Here is a 23,694-nt window from a genome sequence, read left to right as displayed (position 1 = left end):
GTGCACCGGTAGTGCCGGCCGCTGGCCGGCATTGAGTTGGTAGTGCCGGCCGCTGGCCGGCATTGCCCAGTAGCGTATTCGCAGGCGAGCGATCGGTGTACCGAACCGCGCACCGTACCGAGATGGGTTCAAGGACAGCCTGTACCGCGCGGCTGTTGGGTCCGCCTTGAAGCGAGCCGAGCACCGCAGGTCCGGCGGGGGCGAAGAGGCGCGGGTGTCTGAGCGCAGCGAGTTCCGCGCCGCCCCCCGGCGGGCCGAGGAGCGCAGGGCACCGGTGCGCAGCGCCGGCTCGCGGATGGCGGCGCGTTTCTTTTGGTTACTTTTCTTTCCGCGCGGAAAGAAAAGTAACGCCCATGAACGCATGCGCCCGCCACAGCAACGACCAGGCAGAAGAGAGACGCGTGGCGTTACGCGCCGCCGGCAAACCCATGCTGCCGCCACGCCTCGTACATCACCACGGCAACGGTGTTGGAAAGATTGAGGCTGCGGTTGTCCGGCCGCATCGGCAGGCGCAGGCGGCGGCCATCGGGCAAGGCATCGAGCACGTCCTGCGGCAGGCCGCGGCTTTCCGGGCCGAACAGGAAGGCATCACCGTCTTCGAACGCCACGCTGTCATAGCGGACGCTGGCACGCGTACTGAGGGCGAACAACCGCTTCGGTGCGATCCGCGCCAGCGCGGTGTCCAGGTCGGGGTGCACCTGCAGGCGCGAATACTCGTGGTAGTCCAGGCCGGCGCGCTTGAGCTGCTTGTCTTCCAGTGCGAAGCCGAGCGGCTCGACCAGGTGCAGCTGCGCGCCGGTGTTGGCGCAGAGCCGGATCACATTGCCCGTGTTGGGCGGGATTTCCGGTTGGAACAGGATCACGTGGAACTGGGGCGCGGCATTCATCGGCGCAGTGTACCTGCGACGACCGCCGCCTTTACGGCGCACGCCCTGCGCGAGGCAGGGCGGCACCGCTTACGGGCGCAGCAGGACCTGGGCGGTTTCGGTGGCCAGGGCCTGCAGGTCGGCGGCGCTCGGACGCACCTGCAGGGCCGGCAGGTTGACGATCACCTGGTTGGCGACGCTGGTGGCGGCGGCAGCCAGGGTTGCGGCGTAGCGCTGGGCTTCCAGTTCGGCGGCCAGGGCGACGCGCTGCTCCAGGCTCGGGCGCACTTCCACCGAGGCCAGGGTGGTGATCGGCATCGCGGCGGCGACCGGGGCGGCGACGTAGCCGCTGCGCTCGGCCAGCTGGTCGGCACTTGGGCGCACTTCCACGGTGGCCAGGGTCGGGATGCCGCTGGCCTGTTCCCAGGCCTGCTGGGCCAGCTGGTCGGCGGCCGGACGAACCTGCACGGTGGACAGGGTCTTGATGGATTCGGAGGCCTGCACCGACGAAACAACCGCGGTGCCGGCGATCAGGGCGATGGCGATGGCAATGGTCTTGGCGTTCATGACGGGGCCTGTTTAGTGTTGGTGATCAGTGGTGTGGTAGTAAGGTAGTACACCAATTCTGGGCTTGCAAGGAAAATTTTCGATTTCCTGCGTTTGTTCAGTCTTCAGTCAGCTTTTGTCTGAAGCCCTTCCTGGTGCAGGAACTACCAAGCAATCCCCGTGCCAACTTTTAATTATTGATTTGCAAGGGTTTTATGGTCATCGAAAAGTGTCCGGCGGGCGGACACCTGTCCATTCGATGTGCTGCGGACACTGTCCGGACGTTGCTGGCGGGTGCTTGTGACGGCTCGGACAGGGCAGATCGGCGCTGCGGATGGCGCACAGGGGCAAACACCCCCAGTGACTGGCGACCGATTCCTGCCGTTGCGCGCGCACGCTAGGATCGGGGTTCACCTATGTGACCAAGGATCCGGATATGTCTCTCGCCCTTCGCCCGCGCACTGCGCTGCTGGCCGTTGCCCTCAGCACCGCCCTGGGCACGCTTGTGCCTTCCCATGCGTTGGCGGCAAAGCCGGCCGCACCGGCCAAGGTCGATATCCCGTATGAGCAGTTCACCCTGCCCAACGGCCTGCGCGTGATCGTGCACACCGATCGCAAGGCGCCGATCGTCGCGGTCAACGTCTGGTATCACGTCGGCAGCAAGGACGAACCGGCCGGCCGCACCGGCTTCGCGCACCTGTTCGAACACCTGATGTTCCAGGGCAGCGAAAACCACGACGGCGAGTTCTTCGAGCCGTTCAAGCAGGTCGGCGCCACCAACCAGAACGGCACCACCAATACCGACCGCACCAACTACTTCGAGAACGTGCCCACCACTGCGCTGGACATGGCGCTGTGGATGGAATCGGACCGCATGGGCCATCTCGTCGGTGCGATCGACCAGGCGGCGCTGGACGAGCAGCGTGGCGTGGTGCAGAACGAGAAGCGCCAGGGCGAGAACCAGCCCTACGGCCAGGCCTGGGACCAGCTCAACAAGGCGCTGTATCCAGTTGGCCACCCGTACCACCACGGCGTGATCGGTTCGATGAACGATCTGAACGCGGCGTCGCTGGATGACGTGAAGACCTGGTTCCGCACCTGGTACGGCCCGAACAACGCCGTGCTGGTACTGGCTGGCGACATCGACCTGGCCACCGCCAAGGAAAAGGTTGGCAAGTACTTCGGCAGCATCCCGGCCGGCCCGACCATGGCGCAGCCGGCGGTGAACGTGGCCAAGCGCAGCGCCGACACGCGCGAGACGATGACCGACAAGGTGCCGCAGGCGCGTATCTACCGCGCCTGGAACGTGCCGCAGGTCGGTACCACCGAGGTCGATCAGCTGCAGCTGTTCGCGCAGGTACTGGGCGGCGCCAAGTCCTCGCGGCTGAGCCAGCGCCTGCAGCACCAGGACAAGCTGGTGGACAGCATCGCGGCAGGCCTGTCGACGGCGCAGCTGGGTTCGAACTTCGTGATCATGGCGACGGTCAAGCAGGGCCAGGACCCGGCCAAGGTCGAGAAGATCATCGACGAGGAACTGGACCGGCTGATCAAGCAGGGCCCGACCGCGGCCGAGCTGGAGCGCGCCAAGACCGGTGCCCGCGCCGGTTTCATCCGTGGCATCGAACGCATCGGCGGCTTCGGCGGCAAGGCCGACGCACTGGCCGAGTGCGCGGTGTTCACCGGCGACCCGGGCTGCTTCCGCACCTCGCTGGCCAACATCGAGAAGGCCAGTGCTGCTGATCTGGGCCGTCTGGGCGCGCAGTGGCTGGACAAGGGCAGCCACACCCTGGTGATTGCACCGGGTGAGCGCGTGGCGCTGAAGGAAGACCCGAGCCAGGCGCCGAAGCCGTTCAACGTGCCGGCGGTGGACCCCAAGTACAGCACGCTGCCCGAGCAGGTGGACCGCAAGGCCGGCGTACCGCAGACCCGCGAGTTCCCGCAGCTGAAGTTCCCGGCGCTGCAGCGCGCCACGCTGAAGAACGGCACCCAGGTGATCCTGGCCGAGCGCCACGAGATTCCGGTGGTGCAGTTCAGCTACCAGTTCCCGGGTGGCTTCAGCGCCGACCAGGGCCGCAAGCCGGGCACCGCCAACTTCACCATGAGCCTGATGACCGAAGGCGCCGGCAAGCTCGGCTCGCTGGCCTTCGCCGATGCCGCTGATGCACTGGGCGCCAGCCTGGATGCCTCGGCCGGGCTGGACTCCATGAGCGTGGACCTGTCGGCGCTGAAGGAAAACCTGGCACCGTCGCTGGCGCTGTATCGGGACCTGCTGCGCGAACCGCGCTTCGAGCAGGGCGAGATCGACCGGGTCAAGGCGAGCTGGATTGCCGGCATCCAGCAGGAGAAGGTCAACCCGGGTGCGGTGGCGATGCGCGTGCTGCCGCCGCTGCTGTACGGCAAGGGCCACCCGTATGCCATTCCGTTCACCGGCAGCGGTGACGAAGCAGCGATCAACGGCCTGACCCGCGAAGACCTGGTCGACTTCCACCACGACTGGCTGCGGCCGCAGAACGGCACCCTGATCGTGGTCGGTGACACCACCCTGGCCGAGATCGTGCCGTTGCTGGACAAGCAGCTGGGCGACTGGAAGGCTGCGGGCGACGCCCCGCAGGTGAAGGCCGCCACCGACGTGGCATTGCCGAAGGGCCCGCGCGTGTTCCTGATCGACCAGCCGGGTGCGGTGCAGGCCAACCTGTTCGCAGGGCAGGTGGGGGCGCCGTCCAGCGCCACCAGCTCGACCCGCTTCGATATTGCCAACGGCGTGATCGGCGGCGACTTCACCTCGCGCCTGAACATGAACCTGCGTGAGGACAAGCACTGGTCGTACGGTGCGCGCAGCAGCGCGATCAACTCGGTGGGCCAGCGCCCGTGGATGGCCAGCGCGCCGGTGCAGATCGACAAGACCGGCCCGGCGATGGCGGAAATGCGCAAGGAAATCGCCGCGTTCGCCGATGGCAGCAAGCCGGCCACCGCCGCCGAGGTCAACCGCATCCGCAACATCCAGACCCTGAGCCTGCCCGGTGCCTACGAGACCGCCAGCGCGGTCGCCTCGACCATCGGTTCGATCGTGCAGTTCAAGCGTCCGGACGACTACGTGCTGCGCCGCAAGGCCGAGATCGAGGCGATGACCCCGGCGCAGGTGCAGCAGGCCGCCGCCGAGATCAAGCCGCAGGCGCTGACCTGGGTGGTGGTGGGTGATCTCAAGCAGACCGAAGCGGCCGTGCGTGCGCTGAACCTGGGCGAGGTGACGGTGATCGACGCCGAAGGCAACCCGGTCAAGAAATAAGGGATGCGCCTGCCCGCCCCCGCGGGCAGGCCTCCCCAGGTAGTGCCGGCCGCTGGCCGGCAACGCCGTGACCCGAAGGCGGGGTCACAACCCCCTGCGGGGGATCCGTCCCCCCACCGGCTACCCCCGATTCAGGCGGTTCAGGCAGAATCCCTCCATACCCTTCCAGGATCTGCCCATGCGCGTTCTGCTGCTTTCCTCCCTGCTGCTCACCGTCACCGCCTGTACCTGGGTGCCGATCGAACCGGCCGGCAAGGCGACCCGCGTGCTGCCGGCAGGCCCGGTTCCCGCTGGCTGCATCGCCAAGGGCGAGGTGGTGGTGACCGTGAAGAGCAAGGTCGGCTTCTACAACCGCAACCCGCTGCGCGTGCAGGAAGAGCTGGAAACCCTGGCCCGCAACGAGGCCCCGAGCGCCGGCGCCAATGCCGTGCAGGCCGCCGCGGCCCCGGCCGATGGCAGCCAGCGCTTCGCCGCATTCCAGTGCCCGCCGCGCTGAACGCTTCACCATACGGCCAAGGCTGAATTCGTAAAGATGCGGTGAAGGCCCCGGGGGTTATAGAATAGCGCCCCCTTTTGCCTGAGCCTTGGCGCTAACCTCGATGCTCTTCAAGAATGTCTCGATCGCCGGCCTGGCACACGTCGACGCGCCGCATACGCTGACCACCAAGGAAATCAACGAACGCCTGCAGCCGACGTTGGATCGCCTGGGTATCCGCACCGACGTGCTCGGCGACATCGCCGGCATCCACGCGCGCCGCCTGTGGGACAACGGCGTGCTGGCGTCCGACGCTGCCACCATGGCAGGCCGCAAGGCACTGGAAGACGCAGGCATCAATGCGACGCAGGTTGGCCTGCTGGTCAACACCTCGGTCAGCCGCGACTACCTGGAGCCGTCCACGGCCTCCATCGTCTCGGGCAACCTCGGCGTCAGCGACGAGTGCATGACCTTCGACGTCGCCAATGCCTGCCTGGCCTTCATCAACGGCATGGACATCGCCGCGCGCATGATCGAGCGCGGCGACATCGACTACGCGCTGGTGGTGGACGGCGAGACCGCCAACCTGGTGTACGAGAAGACCCTGGAGCGCATGACCGCCCCGGACGTCACCGCTGACGATTTCCGCAACGAGCTGGCCGCCCTGACCACCGGTTCGGGTGCCGCGGCGATGGTGATGGCCCGCTCGGAGCTGGTGCCGGACGCCCCGCGCTACAAGGGCGGCGTGACGCGCTCGGCCACCGAGTGGAACCAGCTGTGCCTGGGCAACCTGGACCGCATGGTCACCGACACCCGCCTGCTGCTGATCGAAGGCATCAAGCTGGCACAGAAGACCTTCACCGCCGCCAAGATCGCCTTGGGCTGGGCCGTGGAAGAGCTGGACCAGTTCGTGATCCACCAGGTCAGCCAGCCGCACACCGCCGCGTTCATCAAGAACTTCGGCATCGACCCGAAGAAGGTCATGACCATCTTCGGCGAGCACGGCAACATCGGCCCGGCCTCGGTGCCGATCGTGCTGAGCAAGCTCAAGCAGCTGGGCAAGCTGAAGAAGGGCGATCGCATCGCGCTTCTGGGTATCGGCTCGGGCCTGAACTGCTCGATGGCTGAAGTGGTCTGGTAAAAGAGTCACCGCTGACCTGCTGCACGACGGGCAGCGATGATTTTTCCAAGTGTTCAAGGGCCGGTTTACCGGCCCTTTCTACAGGTGCGATCCGATGTCCCAGCTTCCCGGTTACCCCGCCCACCCGCAGCGCTTCGAGGTACGCCCCGGCCTGTCGATGAACTATCTCGACGAAGGCCCGCGCGACGGCGAAGTGGTGGTGATGGTGCACGGCAACCCGTCGTGGAGCTATTACTGGCGCACGCTGGTCGCCGGCCTGTCGGACACGTACCGCTGCATCGTGCCGGACCACATCGGCATGGGCCTGTCGGACAAGCCCGATGACAGCCGTTACGAGTACACGCTGCAGTCGCGCGTTGACGACCTCGATGCGCTGCTCAAGCATCTGGGCATCACCGGCCCGGTGACCCTGGCGGTGCACGACTGGGGCGGCATGATCGGTTTCGGCTGGGCGCTGTCGCACCACGACCAGGTCAAGCGCCTGGTGGTGCTCAATACCGCTGCATTCCCGATGCCGGCGGCGAAGAAGATGCCGTGGCAGATCGCGCTGGGCCGCCACTGGAAGATCGGCGAGTGGATCATCCGCACCTTCAACGCGTTCTCCTCCGGTGCCTCGTGGCTGGGCGTGGAGCGGAAGATGCCGGCCGACGTGCGCCGCGCCTACGTGTCGCCGTACAACAGCTGGGCCAACCGCATCAGCACCATCCGCTTCATGCAGGACATCCCGCTGTCGCCGGCCGACAAGGCGTGGTCGCTGCTGGAGCGTGCCGGCAAGGCGCTGCCGTCGTTCGCCGACCGGCCGGCCTTCCTCGGCTGGGGCCTGCGCGACTTCGTGTTCGACCACCACTTCCTGAAGGGCTTCCAGGCCGCGCTGCCGCGGGCCCAGGTACATGCGTTCGAGGACGCCGGGCATTACGTGCTGGAAGACAAGCACGAGGTGCTGGTGCCGGAGATCCGCGCGTTCCTGGACGCCAACCCGATCTGATCGGTGTGCCGACCAACGGTCGGCACCCACCCCTTCCTCTTCCGGTGGGTGCCGACCGTTGGTCGGCACACCCGAAGGGTTGATGAGGTTGCCGGCCAGCGGCCGGCACTACCATTACGCGGCGACCGGCGCCTGCGGCGGCGAGGAAGGGCTGTTGCCGTTGTCGTCCGGATGGTCGTCGTCGTTGTCGGCGTCATCGCGCCAGCGCCAGTCGGCCGGCGTCAACGGATCCAGGCCATAGGCGATGCGCGCCTTGTCGCACTGCGGGCTGGCCTTGCCGTACTCCCACGATGCATCCACCTCGCGGCACACGCTGGGCCGGTTGGGATGGATGGTGCAGCGTGAATACACGCCGATCTGCGCATCCAGCGCCACGCAGCGCACCGGCTTGGAATGGGTGCCGCGCATGCACAGGCGGTGCGGGTCCAGCACCTCGGTGAGCTGGTGCGGCACGCCGCCGGGGGTGACCTCGTCTGATTCCATCCAGTGGAAGGCCACGCGGTACTGGGTGCAGCAGGCGCCGCAGGTCATGCAGGGATGTTGCATGGGCAAGCCGCCTCGGGCGGCAGTCGGAATCAGGAACGAGGGTGCGGATTTTCCACGAAGTGGGCCGCCGCGCAAGAAATTCCGTAAGCGGCGACAATGAACGGATGAACCGACCCTGCAATATTGCCGCCCGCTTGCCTGAACTGGCGCGTGAACGGCCTGATCAGATCGCCATCCGCTGCCCTGGCCGCCGTGGCGCCGGCAACGGCATGGCCGCCTACGACGTGACCCTGGATTACCGCCAGCTGGACGCTCGCAGCGACGCCATGGCGGCCGGCCTGGCCGGCTACGGGATCGGCCGTGGAGTGCGCACGGTGGTGATGGTGCGGCCGTCGCCGGAGTTCTTCCTGCTGATGTTTGCCCTGTTCAAGCTGGGCGCGGTGCCGGTGCTGGTCGACCCGGGCATCGACAGGCGCGCGCTGAAGCAGTGCCTGGACGAGGCGCAGCCGGAGGCCTTCATCGGCATTCCGCTGGCGCACGTGGCGCGGCTGGTGCTGCGCTGGGCACCCTCGGCGGCGCGCCTGGTGACCGTGGGCCGCCGCCTCGGCTGGGGCGGGACCACGCTGGCCGCGCTGGAGCGCGCCGGCGCCAAGGGTGGGCCGATGCTGGCCGCCACCGACGGCGAGGACATGGCCGCGATCCTGTTCACCAGCGGCTCCACCGGCGTGCCCAAGGGCGTGGTCTACCGCCACCGCCACTTCGTCGGCCAGATCCAGCTGCTGGGCAGCGCCTTCGGCATGGAAGCGGGCGGGGTGGACCTGCCGACCTTCCCGCCGTTTGCCCTGTTCGACCCGGCGCTGGGCCTGACCTCGGTCATCCCGGACATGGACCCGACCCGGCCGGCGCAGGCCGACCCGGCGCGCCTGCACGACGCCATCCAGCGCTTCGGCGTGACCCAGCTGTTCGGCTCGCCGGCGCTGATGCGGGTGCTGGCGAAGCATGGCCGGCCGCTGCCGACGGTGACCCGGGTGACCTCGGCGGGTGCGCCGGTGCCGCCGGACGTGGTCGCCACCATCCGCAGCCTGCTGCCGGCCGACGCGCAGTTCTGGACGCCGTATGGCGCCACCGAGTGCCTGCCGGTGGCGGTGGTCGAAGGCCGCGAGCTGGAACGCACGCGCGCCGCCACCGAGGCCGGCGCCGGCACCTGCGTGGGCAGCGTGGTGGCGCCGAACGAAGTGCGCATCATCGCCATCGATGACGCGCCGCTGGCCGACTGGTCGCAGGCGCGCGTGCTGGCGGTTGGCGAAGTGGGAGAAATCACGGTGGCTGGCCCGACCGCCACCGACAGCTACTTCAACCGCCCGCAGGCCACGGCCGCAGCGAAGATCCGCGAGACACTGGTCGATGGCAGCACCCGCGTGGTGCATCGCATGGGCGACGTCGGTTACTTCGATGCGCAGGGTCGCCTGTGGTTCTGCGGGCGCAAGACGCAGCGCGTGGAAACCGCGCGCGGACCGCTGTACACCGAACAGGTCGAGCCGGTGTTCAACACCGTCGCAGGCGTGGCGCGCACCGCGCTGGTCGGTGTCGGCGCCGCCGGTGCGCAGGTGCCGGTGCTGTGCGTGGAACTGCTGCGCGGCCAGTCCGACAGCCCGGCGCTGCAGGAAGCGCTGCGTGTGCATGCCGCAGCGCGCACGCCTGAGGCCGGCCTGCAGCACTTCCTGGTGCATCCGGCGTTCCCCGTCGATATCCGTCACAACGCCAAGATCGGCCGCGAGAAGCTCGCCGTCTGGGCCAGCGCCGAACTGGAGAAGCGCGCATGAAGATCCTGGTCACCGGTGGTGGTGGGTTCCTTGGCCAGGCGCTGTGCCGCGGGCTGGTCGAACGTGGCTACCAGGTACTGGCGTTCAACCGCAGCCATTATCCGGAGCTGCAGGTGATGGGCGTGGGCCAGATCCGTGGCGACCTGGCCGACCCGCAGGCGGTCCTGCATGCGGTGGCCGGCGTCGATGCGGTATTCCACAACGGTGCCAAGGCCGGTGCGTGGGGCAGCTATGACAGCTACCACCAGGCCAATGTGGTCGGCACCGACAACGTCATCGCCGCCTGCCGTGCGCACGGTATCGGCCGGCTGGTCTACACCTCCACGCCCAGCGTGACGCACCGGGCCACGCACCCGGTAGAAGGCCTCGGCGCCGACGAGGTGCCGTACGGCGAAGATTTCCAGGCGCCCTATGCGGCCACCAAGGCGATTGCCGAACAGCGCGTGCTGGCGGCCAATGACGCGTCGCTGGCGACGGTGGCGCTGCGTCCGCGCCTGATCTGGGGCCCTGGCGACCAGCAGCTGGTACCGCGCCTGGCCGAACGTGCACGACAGGGCCGCCTGCGCCTGGTGGGCGATGGCAGCAACAAGGTCGATACCACCTACATCGACAACGCCGCGCTTGCCCACTTCCTCGCCTTCGAGGCACTGGCGCCCGGTGCCGCATGTGCAGGCAAGGCCTACTTCATTTCCAACGGCGAACCGCTGCCGATGCGCGAGCTGGTCAACAAGCTGCTGCAGGCGGTGGGTGCACCGACCGTGGACAAGGCGATCAGCTTCAAGACCGCGTACCGTATCGGCGCCATCTGCGAGCGGCTGTGGCCGCTGCTGCGCCTGCGCGGCGAACCGCCGTTGACCCGGTTCCTGGCCGAACAGCTGTGCACGCCGCACTGGTACAGCATGGAGCCGGCCCGCCGTGACTTCGGCTATGTGCCGCAGGTCAGCATCGAAGAAGGGCTGCGCAGGCTGAAGGCTTCATCTGCTGCTTAGATCGCCGTCACTGGTTGCACACCGCAGGATCGGGAGGATGGACCCACGCCATCCAAGGCTCGACCACCCGCGAGGAGCGCCATGCTGCATTACGCCATCATTTTCTTTGTCATCGCCATCATCGCCGCCGTTCTGGGTTTCTCCGGTATCGCCGGCGCCGCAACGAACATCGCCTGGATCCTGTTCGTGGTGTTCCTGATCCTTGCGGTGATCTCGATGTTCCGCAAGCGAGGCTAGCCGGTAGTGCCGGCCGCTGGCCGGCATCGCTTTCCGCAGAGTCGAGCCATGCTCGACTCTGCGGGCGATCACCACGTTACACAGCGCTCTGCAGCCCGCGATCGGCCTCATGGCGTTCCAGCGCCAGTTCGATCAGGCGCGTGATCAGCGCGGTGTAGTCGACACCGCTGGCGCCCCACAGCTTCGGGTACATGCTGATGCGGGTGAAGCCCGGCAGCGTGTTGACCTCGTTGATGACGATCTCGCCGTCTGCGGTGAGGAACACATCCACGCGCGCCATGCCCGCACACTCCAGCGCCTGGTAGGCCTGCCGCGCGATCTGCTGGATGCGCGCCTGGGTGGCGGCGTCGATGTCGGCCGGCACCACCACGTCAGCGCCATTGGCATTGATGTACTTGGTGTCGTAGGCGTAGAACTCGTCGTGCACCACCACCTCGCCGCATACGCTGGCCTGCGGATGCTCGTTGCCCAGCACCGCGCATTCGATCTCGCGGCCGACCACCGCCGATTCCACCAGCACCTTGTGGTCGTAGCGCAGCGCCAATGCCAGTGCCTCGGCAAAGCCCGCCGCATCCTTGACCTTGCTCACACCCACCGACGAACCCTGGTTGGCCGGCTTCACGAACAGCGGCAGGCCGAGCTGGGCGATCACTGCATCGGCATCCACCTCCGCGGCCTCATGGCGGCGGATGCACAGCCACGGCGCCACCTGCAGCCCCGCGTCGCGCAGCAGGCGCTTGGTCACGTCCTTGTCCATCGCCACCGCCGAGCCCAGTACCGGCGAACCGACGAAGGGCAGATTGGCCATGCGCAGCAGGCCCTGCAGCGCCCCGTCTTCGCCGAGTGGCCCATGCACGATCGGCAACACCACATCGATCTGGCCCAGCGCACTGGCCGTATCGGACGGCTGCAGCTGCGCCTGCTCCGCACCCGGACGCACCGCCAGCGACGTGCCGGACCGATGCAGCGCGATGCGCGACGGATCATCGGCATTGATCAGGAAGGTATCCGGCTGGCTCAGATGCCACTGGCCCTGCTTGTCGATGCCGACCAGCACCGGCTCGAAGCGCTCGCGATCAAGCGCATCGAGGATGTTCTTCGCCGACTGCAGCGAAACTTCGTGCTCGGAAGACTTGCCCCCGAAAATGATGCCAACCCGGGTCCTTGCCATGGGGAGTGCGATGTCCTGTGCGTTGCGTGGCCCCATAGCATGAACCTTCATCGGCCATCCGCGTGAGGCACAGGTGAACCAGAAATCCATCCACGCATGGCGTGGATCTACCGTGTCGACCAAGCTCGACACCCACCAAGAGCAGCAGGAACCTGTCGAAGGCGGGGTGGGGCCGGTTGCGGGGGTGTCCGCGGCATGGATGCCGCGGCCAAGCCCCCACGGACGGGTTTACGGCGTCCCCCGCAACCGGACCCATCCCGCCAACCCACGGAATGCCCGCTGTTGCTTTGGCCGTTGCCGTTGCCGTTGCGTCTGCGGGTGCCGGGCGGCAGCCCGGCCCAAGCCCCCCACCCACGCAGGTAGAATGCGCACATGGCTCTCTCCCTGCTCAAGTCCCTCAAGCCGGTCGCTGGCCGCGCCCTGCAGATCGCCCTGAACCGCGCGCTGGCGCTGGATCCGGATACCCGCCATGCATTGGCCAGCCTCGACGGCCGGCATATCGACCTGACCCTGGAAGCGCCGGCGCTGGCGATGCGCATCAGCGTCGACGGCGACCAGCTGCGGGTCGGCCCGGTGGATGCACAGGAAGCCGACCTGGCCGTGCGCAGCAGCCTGGCCGGTGTGCTCGCTCAACTGCCGCTGCTGGCCAACGCGCGGCGCGGCGACAACAACGGCAAGGGCCGTGTGCGCGTGGCCGGCGATGCCGAGCTGGCGCGCCGCCTGCAGCAGCTGGCCAAGGGCTTCGATCCGGACTGGCAGCAGCCGTTCGTCAGCGTATTCGGCGAAGTACTGGGCGTGCAGGTCGCCAACACCCTGCGCAGCGCCCTGCAGCACGCGCGCCAGGGGGCGATCGACCTGGCCCACAGCGCCGCTGAGTTCATCACCGAGGAGTCGCGCGATGTGGTGCCGCGCGCCGAGCTGGATGCCTTCCACGACGACGTGGATGTGCTGCGCGATGACGTGGAGCGCCTTGGTGCACGCGTGCAGCGCCTGCGGGGTGCCGCATGAAGGCCGTGCTGCGGGCCAGCCGCATTGGCCGGGTGATCCTGCGTTACCGCCTCGACGACCTGCTGCAGGGCACGCCGGCCGAGCGCTGGCTGCGCCTGGCCAAGCCGTTCGTGCCGCGCGCCTCGGCCAGCATCGCCTCACAGTCGCGCGGTGCGCGCCTGCGCCTGGCGCTGCAGGACCTCGGCCCGATCTTCGTCAAGTTCGGCCAGATCCTGTCCACCCGCCGCGACCTGGTGCCGCCGGACGTGGCCAACGAACTGACCCTGCTGCAGGACCGGGTCAAGCCGTTCGATGGCGAGACCGCGCGCCGCATCGTCGAGGACGCGCTCGGCCTGCCGGTCAGCGAGGCCTTCGCCAGCTTCGACACCGAACCGCTGGCTTCGGCCTCGATCGCGCAGGTGCACGCGGCCACGCTGGCTGATGGTCGCCAGGTGGTGGTCAAGGTACTTCGACCGGGCATCGAGAAGCAGATCGACGCGGATATTGCCCTGCTCAATTCGCTGGCCGCGCTGGTCGAGCGCACCCACCCGCGCGCCGACAAGATCCGGCCGCGCGAAGTGGTGGCCGAGGTCGAGAACACCCTGGCCGCCGAGCTGGACCTGCAGCGCGAAGGCGCCAATGCCAGCGTGCTGCGCCGCTTCTGGGAAAACTCCGACGACCTGTACGTGCCGGAAGTGATCTGGAGCCACACCGCCGAGCGCGCGCTGACCCTGGAGCGCGTTTGGGGCATTCCGTCCGATGACATCGCTGCACTGGACAAGGCCGGCATCGACCGCAAGGCGCTGGCCGCCAAGGGCGTGCGGGTGTTCTATACCCAGGTGTTCCGCGACAACTTCTTCCATGCCGACGCGCACGCCGGCAACATCTGGGTCGACACCGATCCGGCGCGCCGTGCCAATCCGCGCTTCATCGCGCTGGACTTCGGCATCATGGGGCAGCTGTCGCAGGAAGATCAGTACTACCTGGCCGAGAATTTCATGGCCATCTTCAACCGCGATTACCGCCGCATCGCCGAGCTGCATGTGCAGGCGCGCTGGATGCCGGACAACGTGCGCATCGATGATCTGGAAGCAGCCGTGCGTTCGGTGTGCGAGCCGTACTTCACCCGCCCGCTGTCGCAGATCTCGCTGGCTGAAGTGCTGATGAAGCTGTTCCGCGTGGCCCAGCGTTACCAACTGACCCTGCAGCCGCAGCTGATCCTGCTGCAGAAGACCCTGCTGAACATCGAAGGCGTCGGCCGCCAGCTCGATCCGCAGATCGACATCTGGGCGGTGGCCAAGCCGGTGCTGGCGAAGATCCTGCGCGAGCGCTACAGCCCGCGCCGGGTGGTGCGCGAGCTGGGCAAGCGCCTGCCGGAAATCATGACCCATGCGCCGGACATGCCGCGGCTGGTGCACGCCTGGCTGACCCAGCAGGTGGAAGGCCGCCACGAACTGGCGATGCGTTCGCGCGATCTGGTCGCGCTCGACGCCAGCGTGCAGCGCCTGCAGAAGCGCGCGGTCGGCGCAATCACCGGCGTTGGCCTGCTGGCCATCGCCGCGCTGATGTACGTGCTGCAGCCGCCGGGCTGGTACTGGGGCGACGTGCCGGCGTGGAGCTGGCTGTCCGGTGCGGTCGGCGTGGTGGCGCTGGCGCGCGCGTGGTGGCGCTGACCCCGGCAGATTGAAGATCGGCGGCAAGGTACGCCGCCGATCAATTACAGGCTCACCAGTGGTAGCCCAGGCCCAGGTGCGATTGCACACTCTGGAAGCTGTCCAGGCGCGTCCTGTGCCAGGTCTTGCCGATACCCACGTCCAGCACCAGATGCTCGCCCAATGGCTGGCTGCGGCGCAGGAAGGCACGCCGTGCATCGTGCTCGCGCAGCAGCAGCGGATCGGACTCGGCGGTGTAGCCGGACGTGCCGCTGCCCAGCCACAGCTGGGTCGAACCACGGCCTTGCCCATCCTTCAGCCGCAGCGACAGTGTGGTGCCATGCCCATCCGGTCCATTGGACTGGCGGTGCCGCTCGTGGCGCAGTGAGGCAGTCACGCGCGGGAAGTAATGCGAGGCACCCACCGACCAGCCGCTCACATGGGCGCCGGCATGGTACTGGGCGTATTTGCCGCCCACGCTCAGTACGGTCTGCGGTGTCACTTTCCACTGGATGTCCTGGTTGACCTGGCGATTGACGAACACCGGATCATCGTTGGATGCCGTGACAGCGGTGCGGGTGGACAGGCGCGGGCTCCAGCGATGGTGCAGCGAGCCCTGCATGCGGTTGCCGCTGAATCGCCTGCTGCCGTAGTCACGCTCGCCATGGGCCAACCCCAGGTGCCAGCGGCTGCCGCCACTGCGGCCGGCCACGTCCACGGTCTGTACGTCGCGCTTGCCGAAGCCATCGCTGTAGTCGGCATGGTCCAGCTGCACCGTGACACGGTCGACGCCGGCGTGGGCGCTGCAGACAGCCAGCAGCAGGGCGCATGGCAGTGCGCCACGGATGATCAATCGCATGGGGTTACTCCAGGGGTTGGGAATGCAATGACTGCAGCAGCCGGTAGCGGCCGGGCGGCAGGTTTCGTTCCACGGTGATGCGCGGCCCGAACTGGCTTCCCGGCGCGACGATGCGGCCGGGCAGGATGATCACGCCGACGCCCAGCGCGGCACCTTCGCCGATCCAGGCGCCGAGCTTGTCGCGCTGGCTGTCGATGACGGTGTCGCCGATGTGGACGGTGACCGTTGCCCCATCCAGGCGATGGTTGCTGGTACGCACCAGGGCGCCGAGATAGACCCGGTCATCGATGCGGCTGTCGGCGATGAAGCACTGCGGGCCGATGCTGACCTGGTTGCCCAACCGTGCGTTCTTCAGTTCGCTGGCAAAGCCGATACGCGTGCCGTCACCGATGCACAGCGGGCCGCGCAGCAGTGCGTTGTTGCCGATCAGGCAATCGCGGCCGATCGACACCGGACCCTGGACATGGGCGCCGTCGCAGATGCGACTGCCGGCACCGATCCGTACGGCGCCCTGCAGGGTGGCCCGTGGCGAGACCCTTGCGTCGGGATCAGTGTGGGGCGCAAGTGTCGACAGTGCCTCGGCCATCGCGGCGAGGTCATTCCACCACATGCGGGTACCTCGTCGGCTTGTCGCGCACGGGTTCGCGGCCGGTGAACAGCCCCGCCAAGCCATGAAACAGCCAGATCGCATAGGCGAGCAGTACATACAGCATCGAGAAGGCCGCCGCCGGCACCAGCCACGCGCGTCGGTGGTGGATGGCACTGATCACTGCCAGCAGCATGACGATGCCGGTCCAGAACAGCGGCATCACCGACAGGGCAAGGCCACCCGGTCCGTGCAGCCGGGCCGCGCCGAACCATACCTGCAGCGACAGCATGATGCCGGCCAGGGCGAGCAGCATCATCGGCAGGATGCTGAAAATGCCGAAGCGGGTCAGCAGCAGGCGGCGATGCAGGCGCATGCATACCGCATAGCCGACGATCCAGCGTCGCCAGCGCCGCCATTCCTCCACCAGCGTGTTGCATTCCTGCGGGTAGACCACGCAGCGGATGCTCTGGCGAACCCGATAGCCCTGCGCAACCAGCGACCAGGACATGTCGAGGTCCTCCACGCGGGTGCGATCGGAAAATCCGACCTTGCGCAGCACCGAGGTACGGAACAGGCCACATGAGCCGGAAACGATGAACGGTGCGCCTCCCAGCCATTGCTGGAAGCTGCGCTTGATCACGATCATCGGCAGTTTCAGGCTGGCGCGCACATGGGGGAGGAAGCCGGCGCCCTGCAGGCTGGACGAGGGGACCCCGCCAACCGCATCGGCGCCGCGCTCGATCTCGGCCAGCAGATAGCCCAGGCCATGGCTGCGCGAATCGATATGGGTATCTGCGTCGGTCAGGAACACCTGCTCGGCGGTTGCGTGCTGCAGCCCGTGCATCAGCGCACCGCCCTTGCCGGTGTTGGCCTGGTGCACGGCCACCAGGCGCCCGGGCCAGCGCGCCTGCAGTGCATCAAGCACCTGAGCCGTGTTGTCGGTGGAACCATCGTTGACACAGATCACCCGCGCCACGTACGGGTTTTCCAGCAGGCTGGCCAGCGAGCGCTCCAGGCAGGGGGCTTCGTTGTAGGCCGGCACGATCGCGTCGATGCTGTACAGGCGGGTGCTGGGCCGGCGCGAGGCCTGCACGCAGATTCGTACCAGGATGAAAGCGCACATGGCCAGGAACAACAGCGTCTTCATCAAAGCACCAGACGGTAGGGCAGGAAGCCCTCGCTGGGACCGATGCCGATCTGCTGGCCACGGAACTGCGCATGGCAGCGGAGATGGCTTTCCTGCATGTAGTGGCGATCGCCCTGGCTGGCATGCTCGCGCAGCGCGTGGATCTTCAGCTCCAGCTGCGCGCTGATGTCCTCGAACACCTGCGGCGCGAACTGCGGCAGGGTGCTGGGGCTCTCATAACAGAGGATCTGCGGAATGTGGCGGCAGGCGATGATCGACGCTTCGTGAACGGTGCGATGGTCCTGGTGATGATCCTCACCACACATCGTGTAGATGCGGTCTGGTTCGATCAGCGTGCAGACCTGTTCGATCGACGCAATGATGTCGTTGCGGCAGGTGGGGAATCGTGTGTCCGGGAAATCCTGCTGGATCACCTCGGCCACCCCGAGCCGGTGCAGGGCGCGATGCGATTCATCGCTGCGGTCGATGCCGGCGTGGCAGCCCCGGCCGCCACGGCTGAGTACCAGTGCATGGATGCGTGAGCCGGCGCGGGCGAGCTTTGCCAGGCTGCCACCGCAACCGAGTTCGATGTCATCTGGATGGGCACCGATTGCCAGAATGTTCAATGTCATGGCCGTGTCCTAGCGGAAGCCGGGTGCGCGGCGGCCAGGCATGCTGTCCCCGCGCGAAGGAGGCGGGAACTATCTCAGCGTGAAAATGCAGCGGCTCTAGGATTCATACGAAATTCCGGGATTCGGGTAAGAATGGACGCTGCGTCATGGCGAGCTCAGCGGAAAATGGCCCTGGAACTGTCGGAACTGAAGAACGAACTGGCCCACTTCGGTGCCGAAAACGACGCCCGTGAAGTCGAACGCGGCCGCCGCATGCTCAACATCACGCCAGATACGGGCGAATTCCTCGCGGTGCTGGTGCGCTTCGGCACTGCGCGCCGCGTACTGGAGATCGGCACCTCCAACGGCTATTCCACGCTATGGCTGGCCGAGGCCGCCGCCGCCATCAACGGCCACGTGACCACGCTGGAATACGCCGAGGACAAGGCGGCGATGGCGCGTGACACCTTCGCGCGCAGTGGCCTGGCCGATCGCATCACGCTGGTCCACGACGATGCCGGGCCGTGGCTTGCACAGGCCGCCGATGCCAGCATTGACCTGCTGTTCCTCGATTCGGACCGCGGGCAATACGCCGGCTGGTGGCCGCAACTGCGCCGCGTGCTGCGTCCGGGTGGCCTGCTGGTGGTGGACAATGCCACCTCGCATGCGGGAGAGATGGAACCGCTGCGGACGCTGCTGGACGCTGATCCGGACTTCAGCACCAGCCTGGTGCCGGTGGGCAACGGCGAGCTGCTGGCCGTACGCAACGCCTGACCGCCGCGCTGCCCGCGCCTGATCCGGTAGCGCCGGCCGCGCCTGATCTGGTAGTGCCGGCCGCTGGCCGGCAAGCCCAGCAGCCAGACGATCCGCAGGCAGCCGGCCAGCGGCCGGCTCTACCGCATTCAGTACCCAGCCCCGATAATTCCGCCGTGAGCACCGAACCTGACACCCTCGCCGCGGTCGAGACCGACACCGCGCCCCTGCAGCTGCTGCATCTGGATGAGCGCCTGGCCGTGGTCAACAAGCCTGCCGGGCTGATGGTCCACGACAGCAAGCTGGCCCGTGGCGAAGACGACTTCCTGGCCGACCGCCTGCGCGAGCAGCTGGGCCGCCCGATTTTCCTCGTGCATCGCCTGGACCGCGCCACCAGTGGCTGCCTGCTGCTGGCCTTCGACCGCGACACCGCCAGCGCGTTGGGCAAGGCGCTGATGGGCGGCGAAGTGCTGAAGGACTACCTGACCGTCTGCCGCGGCTGGCCGGCCGCGCTGTCCTGGCGCGTGGACCACGATCTCGATGGGGGGCCGGGCAAGCCGGTGAAGAAGCCGGCCATCACCGACTTCCAGCGCCTGGCCACCGGCGAGTTGTCGGTGCCGGTGGGCGAATTCACCAGCTCACGCTACGCATTGCTGCGCTGCCAGCCACAGACCGGGCGCTTCCGGCAGATCCGCCGGCACCTCAAGCACCTGTCGCATCACATGATCGGCGACACCAGCCATGGTGATGGCCGCCACAACCGCATCTTCCGCATGCAGGGTGTGCACCGCATGCTGCTGCACGCCGAGCGCCTGCGCTTCCCGCATCCTGAGGGCGGCAACGTGGATGTCAGTGCGCCGCTGGATCGTGAGTTCCAGAAGGCGCTGGACCTGTTCGGCTGGCAGGTGGACCTATAGACGGTAGTGCCGGCCGCTGGCCGGCATCTGCCTGATCCCAACCGTACGAGGTTGCCGGCCAGCGGCCGGCACGACCTCACTTCTTTTCCGGCTCGTTGACGATCGCTTCCAGGTCCTTCTGCAGGTCCGCGAACAGCGGCTGCATGCGCGCCTGGATCGCCACCATCACGTTCTGCATCAGGGCCGGGGTCTTGTCCAGCAGGCTCTGGCCGGACGCGCTCTCGTAGAACTCGGCCATCGCCAGCACGTCTTCCTTGCTGAAAGTCTTCTTGTACAGGTCCACGTACATCGGCCGCAGCTGCTGCCAGGACAGTGCCTGCCGCAGGGTCTGGCTGGTCCGTGCCTGGATCCGCTTCAGCTGCTCCTGCTGCTGGGCATTGAGCTGGCGCTGTGCGGCCACCTGCTGGAACTGCTGCTGCTGCATCGCCTCGATCTGCGGCAGCATGGTGTCGATCATGCTCTGCGCACGTGACGCGGACAGCAGACGGTTGATGTCGCCATCGGTCGGCGGCGCGGCCAGGGCGGGGACACTGGCCACGGCCAGCGCCAGCAGCAGGGCGGCGCGGCGCAGCAGGGAGGGCAGGGCGGGTGCGGAGCGGGTCATGCGAAGCTTCCTGCGGTACATGGGACGGCCAGCATACCCGCAGCCAAGGCGAAGGCGGCGTGTTCGTTACCTGATCGGCGGCATACGGCGCGCGATGCGCACTCCGACGCGTGGCTGCCGCTACAATGCGCGGATGGGCAGTGGACCGGTCACCATCAACGCGCAGCTTGAAATCCCCGACGGCGAGATCGTCGAGCGGTTCGTGCGTGCCAGCGGTGCCGGTGGCCAGAACGTCAACAAGGTCTCCACTGCGGTGGAACTGCGTTTCGACGTGGCCAACTCGCCCTCGTTGCCCGAACCGTTGCGCACGCGCCTGCTGGCGCGGCGTGACCGGCGCATGACCGGCGAAGGCGTGCTGGTCATCGACGCGCAACGTTTCCGTACCCAGGATCGCAATCGCGAGGATGCGCGCGAGCGGCTGGCGGCCTTCATCCAGGCCGGGCTGAGCGTGCCCAAACCGCGCAAGGCCACCAAGCCGACCCTCGGGTCGAAACTGCGTCGTCTGGACGCCAAACGCGGGCGCGCGCAGATCAAGCGCGGGCGCTCATCACGTGACTGGGAGTGATTGCTTGAACAACCCGACTCCGCTGCTGCCGGCCGTGCCGCCGCAGATGCCACAGGTCAAACCCAATGCCTTCCTGCGCTGGCTGGCGCGCTGCACCCTGCGCATGGGCGGCTGGAAGGTGACCGGCACCCTGCCTGACATCCCGCGCCTGGTGTTCATCATCGCGCCGCATTCGTCCAACTGGGACGGCCTGTGGGGCATGGCGGCCAAGATCGCGCTGGGCATGAAGGTGAAGGTGCTGGGCAAGGCCTCGCTGTTCTGGTGGCCGCTGGGGCCGCTGCTGCACAAGCTGGGCGTGATCCCGCTGGACCGCAGCTCGCCGCAGGGCACGGTGGGCCAGGCGGTGGACCTGCTGCGCAACAACGAGAAGATGTGGTTCGCCATCACCCCCGAGGGCACCCGAAAGGCGGTGAAGGAGTGGAAGGCCGGCTTCCTGAAGATCGCCCGGATGGCCGACGTGCCGATCCTGGCCGCCTATTTCCATTACCCGGAAAAGACCATCGGCATCGGCCCGCTGTTCCAGCCGACCGGCGACGATGCTGCCGACATGGCCGCCATCCGCGAGTTCTACCGGCCGTGGATCGGCAAGACCCGCGGCACGGTCTGAGCCGGCCGCAGGCCGTCGCATAGACGCCACGTCCGGCACATGCCGGGCGAGCGCGACAGGAGTAGGGTGGAGGGCTGGTATTCCATACCGTCTGCCCAAGGAGCGTTTTACATGTCGCGTACCGTAGTCCTGGCCGCCGCCATCAGCCTGGCGCTGGCGGCCTGTTCCGGCAAGGAGTCCACCCCCGTGTCCGATGCCCAGAAAGCCCCGGCCCAGCAGCCGGCCGAAGCCTCCACCAATCCGCTGCTGAGCGCCAGCACGCTGCCGTTCCAGGCGCCGCAGTTCGACAAGATCAAGGACAGCGACTACCTGCCGGCCTTCGAAGAAGGCATGCGCCAGCACCTGGCCGACGTTCGCAAGATCGCCGACAGCAGCGAGCCGGCCACCTTCGACAACACCATCGTGGCGATGGAGCGCAGCGGCGAGACCCTGACCCGCGTGTCGCGCATCTTCTTCGGCCTGGTCCAGGCCGATACCAACGATGCACGCCAGAAGATCCAGGAAGAAGTGGCGCCGAAGCTGGCCGCGCACCAGGACGAGATCAACCTCGACCCGAAGCTGTTCGCGCGCGTGAAGTCGATCTATGACCAGCGCGACACCCTTGAACTGGATCCGGTGCAGAAGCGCCTGGTCGAGCACTACTACGATGGCCTGGTGCGCGCCGGTGCACAGCTGTCCGACGCCGACAAGGCATCGCTGCGCAAGCTCAACGTGGAAGAGACCACGCTCTCCACCCAGTTCCATACTCGCCTGGTGGCTGCCACCGCGGCCGCCGCCGTGGTCGTTGACGACAAGGCCAAGCTGGCCGGCCTGGACGAGGATGCGATCAACAACGCCGCCAACGCAGCGAAGGAGCGCAAGCTGGATGGCAAGTTCCTGCTGCCGTTGCAGAACACCACCCAGCAGCCGGTGCTCGGCTCGCTGAGTGACCGCGACCAGCGTGCCGCCGTGCTGAAGGCTTCGGAAACCCGCGCCGAGCGTGGCGATGCCAACGACACCCGGCAGACCGTGCAGCGCCTGGCCCAGCTGCGTGCGCAGAAGGCCAAGCTGCTTGGCTTCGACACCTTCGCCGACTACCAGCTGGGCGACCAGATGGCCAAGACCCCGGCTGCCGCGCTGAAGCTGCTGACCGACACCGTGCCGGCCGCTACCGCCAAGGCGCGCGCCGAAGCCGGCGAGATCCAGAAGGTGATCGACGCGCAGAAGGGCGGCTTCCAGGTCGCCGCCTCGGACTGGGATTTCTACGCCGAGCAGGTGCGCAAGGCCAAGTACGATCTGGACGAGTCGCAGATCAAGCCGTACTTCGAACTGGACAACGTGCTGCAGAACGGCGTCTTCTACGCCGCCACCCAGCTGTACGGCATCACCTTCAAGCCGCGTACCGACATTCCGACCTACAACCCGGACATGAAGGTGTACGAAGTGTTCGACAAGGACGGCACCTCGCTGGCCCTGTTCTACACCGACTACTTCAAGCGTGACAGCAAGTCCGGCGGCGCCTGGATGGACGTGTTCGTCGAGCAGGACGGCCTGACCGGCGCCAAGCCGGTGGTCTACAACGTCTGCAACTTCACCAAGCCGGCCGCCGGCCAGCCTGCGCTGATCAGCTTCGACGACGTCACCACCATGTTCCATGAATTCGGCCATGCACTGCATGGCATGTTCTCGAACGTGAAGTATCCGTCGATTGCCGGCACCGCCACCTCGCGCGACTTCGTCGAGTTCCCGTCGCAGTTCAACGAGCACTGGGCGCTGGACCCGAAGGTGTTTGCCAACTACGCCAAGCACTACAAGACCGGCGAGGCGATGCCGCAGGAGCTGGTCGACAAGATCCTCAAGGCACGCAGCTTCAACCAGGGCTATGCGACCACCGAGTACCTGTCGGCCGCACTGCTCGACCTGGCCTGGCACACGCAGAAGGCCGACGCGCCGCTGCAGGACGTCGGCGCCTTTGAAGCGAGCGCGCTGAAGAAGTTCAAGGTCGACCTGCCGCAGGTGCCGCCGCGTTACCGCACCACCTACTTCGACCACATCTGGGGTGGCGGTTACTCGGCCGGCTATTACGCCTACTTCTGGGCGGAAGTGCTGGACCATGACGCCTATCAGTGGTTCACCGAACACGGTGGCCTGACCGCCGCCAATGGCCAGGAATTCCGCGACAAGATCCTCTCGCGCGGCAACAGCGTGGAGCTGTCGACCCTGTACCGCGATTTCCGCGGCAAGGACCCGTCGGTGGAACCGCTGCTGAAGTTCCGCGGGCTGAAATAAGCGCGACCTGGAGTACGAAAGAAATAACGGCGGGGGAAACCCCGCCGTTTTTCGTTGAATCGATACCATCGATAGATTCCGCAGTTTGCTGCTCATCCACGCATGGCGTGGATCCATGTATCGACCAAGGTCGACACCCACCAAAAGCAGG

General features: G+C 67.1%; 23 protein-coding genes. 14 read left to right on the top strand and 9 right to left on the bottom strand.

Annotated features, from left to right (window positions below):
* Positions 1-407: 407 nt before the first annotated feature.
* Complete coding sequence (locus AC5P6X_RS13290; RefSeq protein ID WP_005407625.1) at positions 408-887, bottom strand: tRNA (cytidine(34)-2'-O)-methyltransferase; 480 nt, start codon at positions 885-887, stop codon at positions 408-410.
* 69 nt (positions 888-956) lie between these two features.
* On the bottom strand, positions 957-1,433 hold the full coding sequence (locus tag AC5P6X_RS13285) for an XAC0231 family protein (RefSeq protein ID WP_005407626.1): 477 nt from the start codon (positions 1,431-1,433) through the stop codon (positions 957-959).
* Positions 1,434-1,848: 415 nt separating this feature from the next.
* On the opposite strand from AC5P6X_RS13285, the gene AC5P6X_RS13280 reads away from it, so the two are divergent.
* The 4 genes from AC5P6X_RS13280 to AC5P6X_RS13265 all read left to right on the top strand — a co-directional run bounded on the left by AC5P6X_RS13280 (position 1,849) and on the right by AC5P6X_RS13265 (position 7,299).
* On the top strand, positions 1,849-4,698 hold the full coding sequence (locus tag AC5P6X_RS13280) for a M16 family metallopeptidase (RefSeq protein WP_495215499.1): 2,850 nt from the start codon (positions 1,849-1,851) through the stop codon (positions 4,696-4,698).
* Positions 4,699-4,876: 178 nt separating this feature from the next.
* A complete protein-coding gene (locus AC5P6X_RS13275) occupies positions 4,877-5,194 on the top strand; it encodes a DUF4156 domain-containing protein (RefSeq protein WP_005407628.1) in 318 nt (105 codons plus the stop codon).
* A gap of 103 nt (positions 5,195-5,297) precedes the next feature.
* Positions 5,298-6,314, top strand: coding sequence for a 3-oxoacyl-ACP synthase III (locus tag AC5P6X_RS13270; RefSeq protein ID WP_004135358.1), 1,017 nt, complete (start codon positions 5,298-5,300; stop codon positions 6,312-6,314).
* Positions 6,315-6,408: 94 nt separating this feature from the next.
* Complete coding sequence (locus tag AC5P6X_RS13265) at positions 6,409-7,299, top strand: alpha/beta fold hydrolase (RefSeq protein ID WP_088435791.1); 891 nt, start codon at positions 6,409-6,411, stop codon at positions 7,297-7,299.
* 114 nt (positions 7,300-7,413) lie between these two features.
* Here AC5P6X_RS13265 and AC5P6X_RS13260 read toward each other — a convergent pair whose 3' ends face one another.
* On the bottom strand, positions 7,414-7,845 hold the full coding sequence (locus AC5P6X_RS13260) for a YkgJ family cysteine cluster protein (RefSeq protein ID WP_005407630.1): 432 nt from the start codon (positions 7,843-7,845) through the stop codon (positions 7,414-7,416).
* Positions 7,846-7,949: 104 nt separating this feature from the next.
* Here AC5P6X_RS13260 and oleC point away from each other — a divergent pair, with 104 nt between their 5' ends.
* From oleC to AC5P6X_RS13245, 3 genes are all read left to right on the top strand, one after another.
* Entirely contained in the window at positions 7,950-9,608 is a 1,659-nt protein-coding gene (gene oleC / locus AC5P6X_RS13255) for an olefin beta-lactone synthetase (protein WP_049449317.1), read from the top strand.
* Positions 9,605-10,597 (top strand): 2-alkyl-3-oxoalkanoate reductase, encoded by a 993-nt coding sequence (oleD, locus tag AC5P6X_RS13250; RefSeq protein ID WP_049449319.1) that lies wholly within the window; start codon positions 9,605-9,607, stop codon positions 10,595-10,597. The genes oleC and oleD overlap by 4 nt, the downstream gene beginning before the upstream one ends.
* An 81-nt stretch (positions 10,598-10,678) precedes the next feature.
* Complete coding sequence (locus tag AC5P6X_RS13245; RefSeq protein WP_005407633.1) at positions 10,679-10,834, top strand: DUF1328 domain-containing protein; 156 nt, start codon at positions 10,679-10,681, stop codon at positions 10,832-10,834.
* Positions 10,835-10,910: 76 nt separating this feature from the next.
* On the opposite strand, the gene ddlA is transcribed toward AC5P6X_RS13245, so the two are convergent.
* Entirely contained in the window at positions 10,911-12,005 is a 1,095-nt protein-coding gene (gene ddlA, locus AC5P6X_RS13240; protein WP_049449320.1) for a D-alanine--D-alanine ligase, read from the bottom strand.
* Positions 12,006-12,377: 372 nt separating this feature from the next.
* On the opposite strand from ddlA, the gene AC5P6X_RS13235 reads away from it, so the two are divergent.
* Together AC5P6X_RS13235 and ubiB are read left to right on the top strand one after the other, a co-directional pair.
* On the top strand, positions 12,378-13,013 hold the full coding sequence (locus AC5P6X_RS13235) for a ubiquinone biosynthesis accessory factor UbiJ (protein WP_049449322.1): 636 nt from the start codon (positions 12,378-12,380) through the stop codon (positions 13,011-13,013).
* Positions 13,010-14,665: a ubiquinone biosynthesis regulatory protein kinase UbiB gene (gene ubiB, locus AC5P6X_RS13230; RefSeq protein ID WP_049449324.1), complete on the top strand. Its 1,656-nt coding sequence runs from the start codon at positions 13,010-13,012 to the stop codon at positions 14,663-14,665. Before AC5P6X_RS13235 ends, ubiB begins: the two co-directional genes overlap by 4 nt.
* Positions 14,666-14,717: 52 nt before the next feature.
* Here ubiB and AC5P6X_RS13225 read toward each other — a convergent pair whose 3' ends face one another.
* Genes AC5P6X_RS13225 through AC5P6X_RS13210 form a run of 4 tightly spaced genes read right to left on the bottom strand, consistent with a single transcriptional unit; the run spans position 14,718 to position 17,850 of the window.
* The gene (locus AC5P6X_RS13225) at positions 14,718-15,503 is read right to left on the bottom strand and encodes a YaiO family outer membrane beta-barrel protein (RefSeq protein ID WP_012478775.1); all 786 of its coding nucleotides are present in this window, start codon (positions 15,501-15,503) and stop codon (positions 14,718-14,720) included.
* A gap of 4 nt (positions 15,504-15,507) precedes the next feature.
* Positions 15,508-16,113, bottom strand: coding sequence for an LbetaH domain-containing protein (locus AC5P6X_RS13220; RefSeq protein ID WP_005407638.1), 606 nt, complete (start codon positions 16,111-16,113; stop codon positions 15,508-15,510).
* Positions 16,100-17,239, bottom strand: a complete 1,140-nt coding sequence (locus AC5P6X_RS13215) for a glycosyltransferase family 2 protein (protein WP_049460985.1) — start codon at positions 17,237-17,239, stop codon at positions 16,100-16,102. The genes AC5P6X_RS13220 and AC5P6X_RS13215 overlap by 14 nt, the downstream gene beginning before the upstream one ends.
* Entirely contained in the window at positions 17,239-17,850 is a 612-nt protein-coding gene (locus AC5P6X_RS13210; RefSeq protein ID WP_012478778.1) for a PIG-L deacetylase family protein, read from the bottom strand. The genes AC5P6X_RS13215 and AC5P6X_RS13210 overlap by 1 nt, the downstream gene beginning before the upstream one ends.
* Before the next feature lie 165 nt (positions 17,851-18,015).
* Between AC5P6X_RS13210 and AC5P6X_RS13205 the strand changes: the two genes are divergently transcribed.
* Together AC5P6X_RS13205 and AC5P6X_RS13200 are read left to right on the top strand one after the other, a co-directional pair.
* On the top strand, positions 18,016-18,603 hold the full coding sequence (locus tag AC5P6X_RS13205; protein ID WP_108269920.1) for an O-methyltransferase: 588 nt from the start codon (positions 18,016-18,018) through the stop codon (positions 18,601-18,603).
* Positions 18,604-18,758: 155 nt separating this feature from the next.
* A complete protein-coding gene (locus tag AC5P6X_RS13200; protein WP_088435786.1) occupies positions 18,759-19,499 on the top strand; it encodes a pseudouridine synthase in 741 nt (246 codons plus the stop codon).
* Positions 19,500-19,575: 76 nt separating this feature from the next.
* Here AC5P6X_RS13200 and AC5P6X_RS13195 read toward each other — a convergent pair whose 3' ends face one another.
* Positions 19,576-20,103 carry a DUF2059 domain-containing protein gene (locus AC5P6X_RS13195; protein ID WP_329755843.1) on the bottom strand — a complete coding sequence of 176 codons (528 nt, stop codon included), beginning with the start codon at positions 20,101-20,103 and terminating at the stop codon, positions 19,576-19,578.
* A 133-nt stretch (positions 20,104-20,236) separates the two neighbouring features.
* On the opposite strand from AC5P6X_RS13195, the gene arfB reads away from it, so the two are divergent.
* The 3 genes from arfB (at position 20,237) to dcp (ending at position 23,543) form a co-directional block, all read left to right on the top strand.
* Complete coding sequence (gene arfB / locus AC5P6X_RS13190; protein WP_005407644.1) at positions 20,237-20,668, top strand: alternative ribosome rescue aminoacyl-tRNA hydrolase ArfB; 432 nt, start codon at positions 20,237-20,239, stop codon at positions 20,666-20,668.
* A gap of 4 nt (positions 20,669-20,672) precedes the next feature.
* A complete protein-coding gene (locus tag AC5P6X_RS13185) occupies positions 20,673-21,275 on the top strand; it encodes a lysophospholipid acyltransferase family protein (protein WP_005407645.1) in 603 nt (200 codons plus the stop codon).
* A gap of 111 nt (positions 21,276-21,386) precedes the next feature.
* Positions 21,387-23,543 (top strand): peptidyl-dipeptidase Dcp, encoded by a 2,157-nt coding sequence (gene dcp / locus AC5P6X_RS13180; RefSeq protein WP_012478784.1) that lies wholly within the window; start codon positions 21,387-21,389, stop codon positions 23,541-23,543.
* Positions 23,544-23,694 lie beyond the last annotated feature (151 nt).

Source organism: Stenotrophomonas sp. YJH_SMC_40, from assembly GCF_059368615.1.
This window is presented reverse-complemented; position numbering and strand designations above follow the sequence as displayed.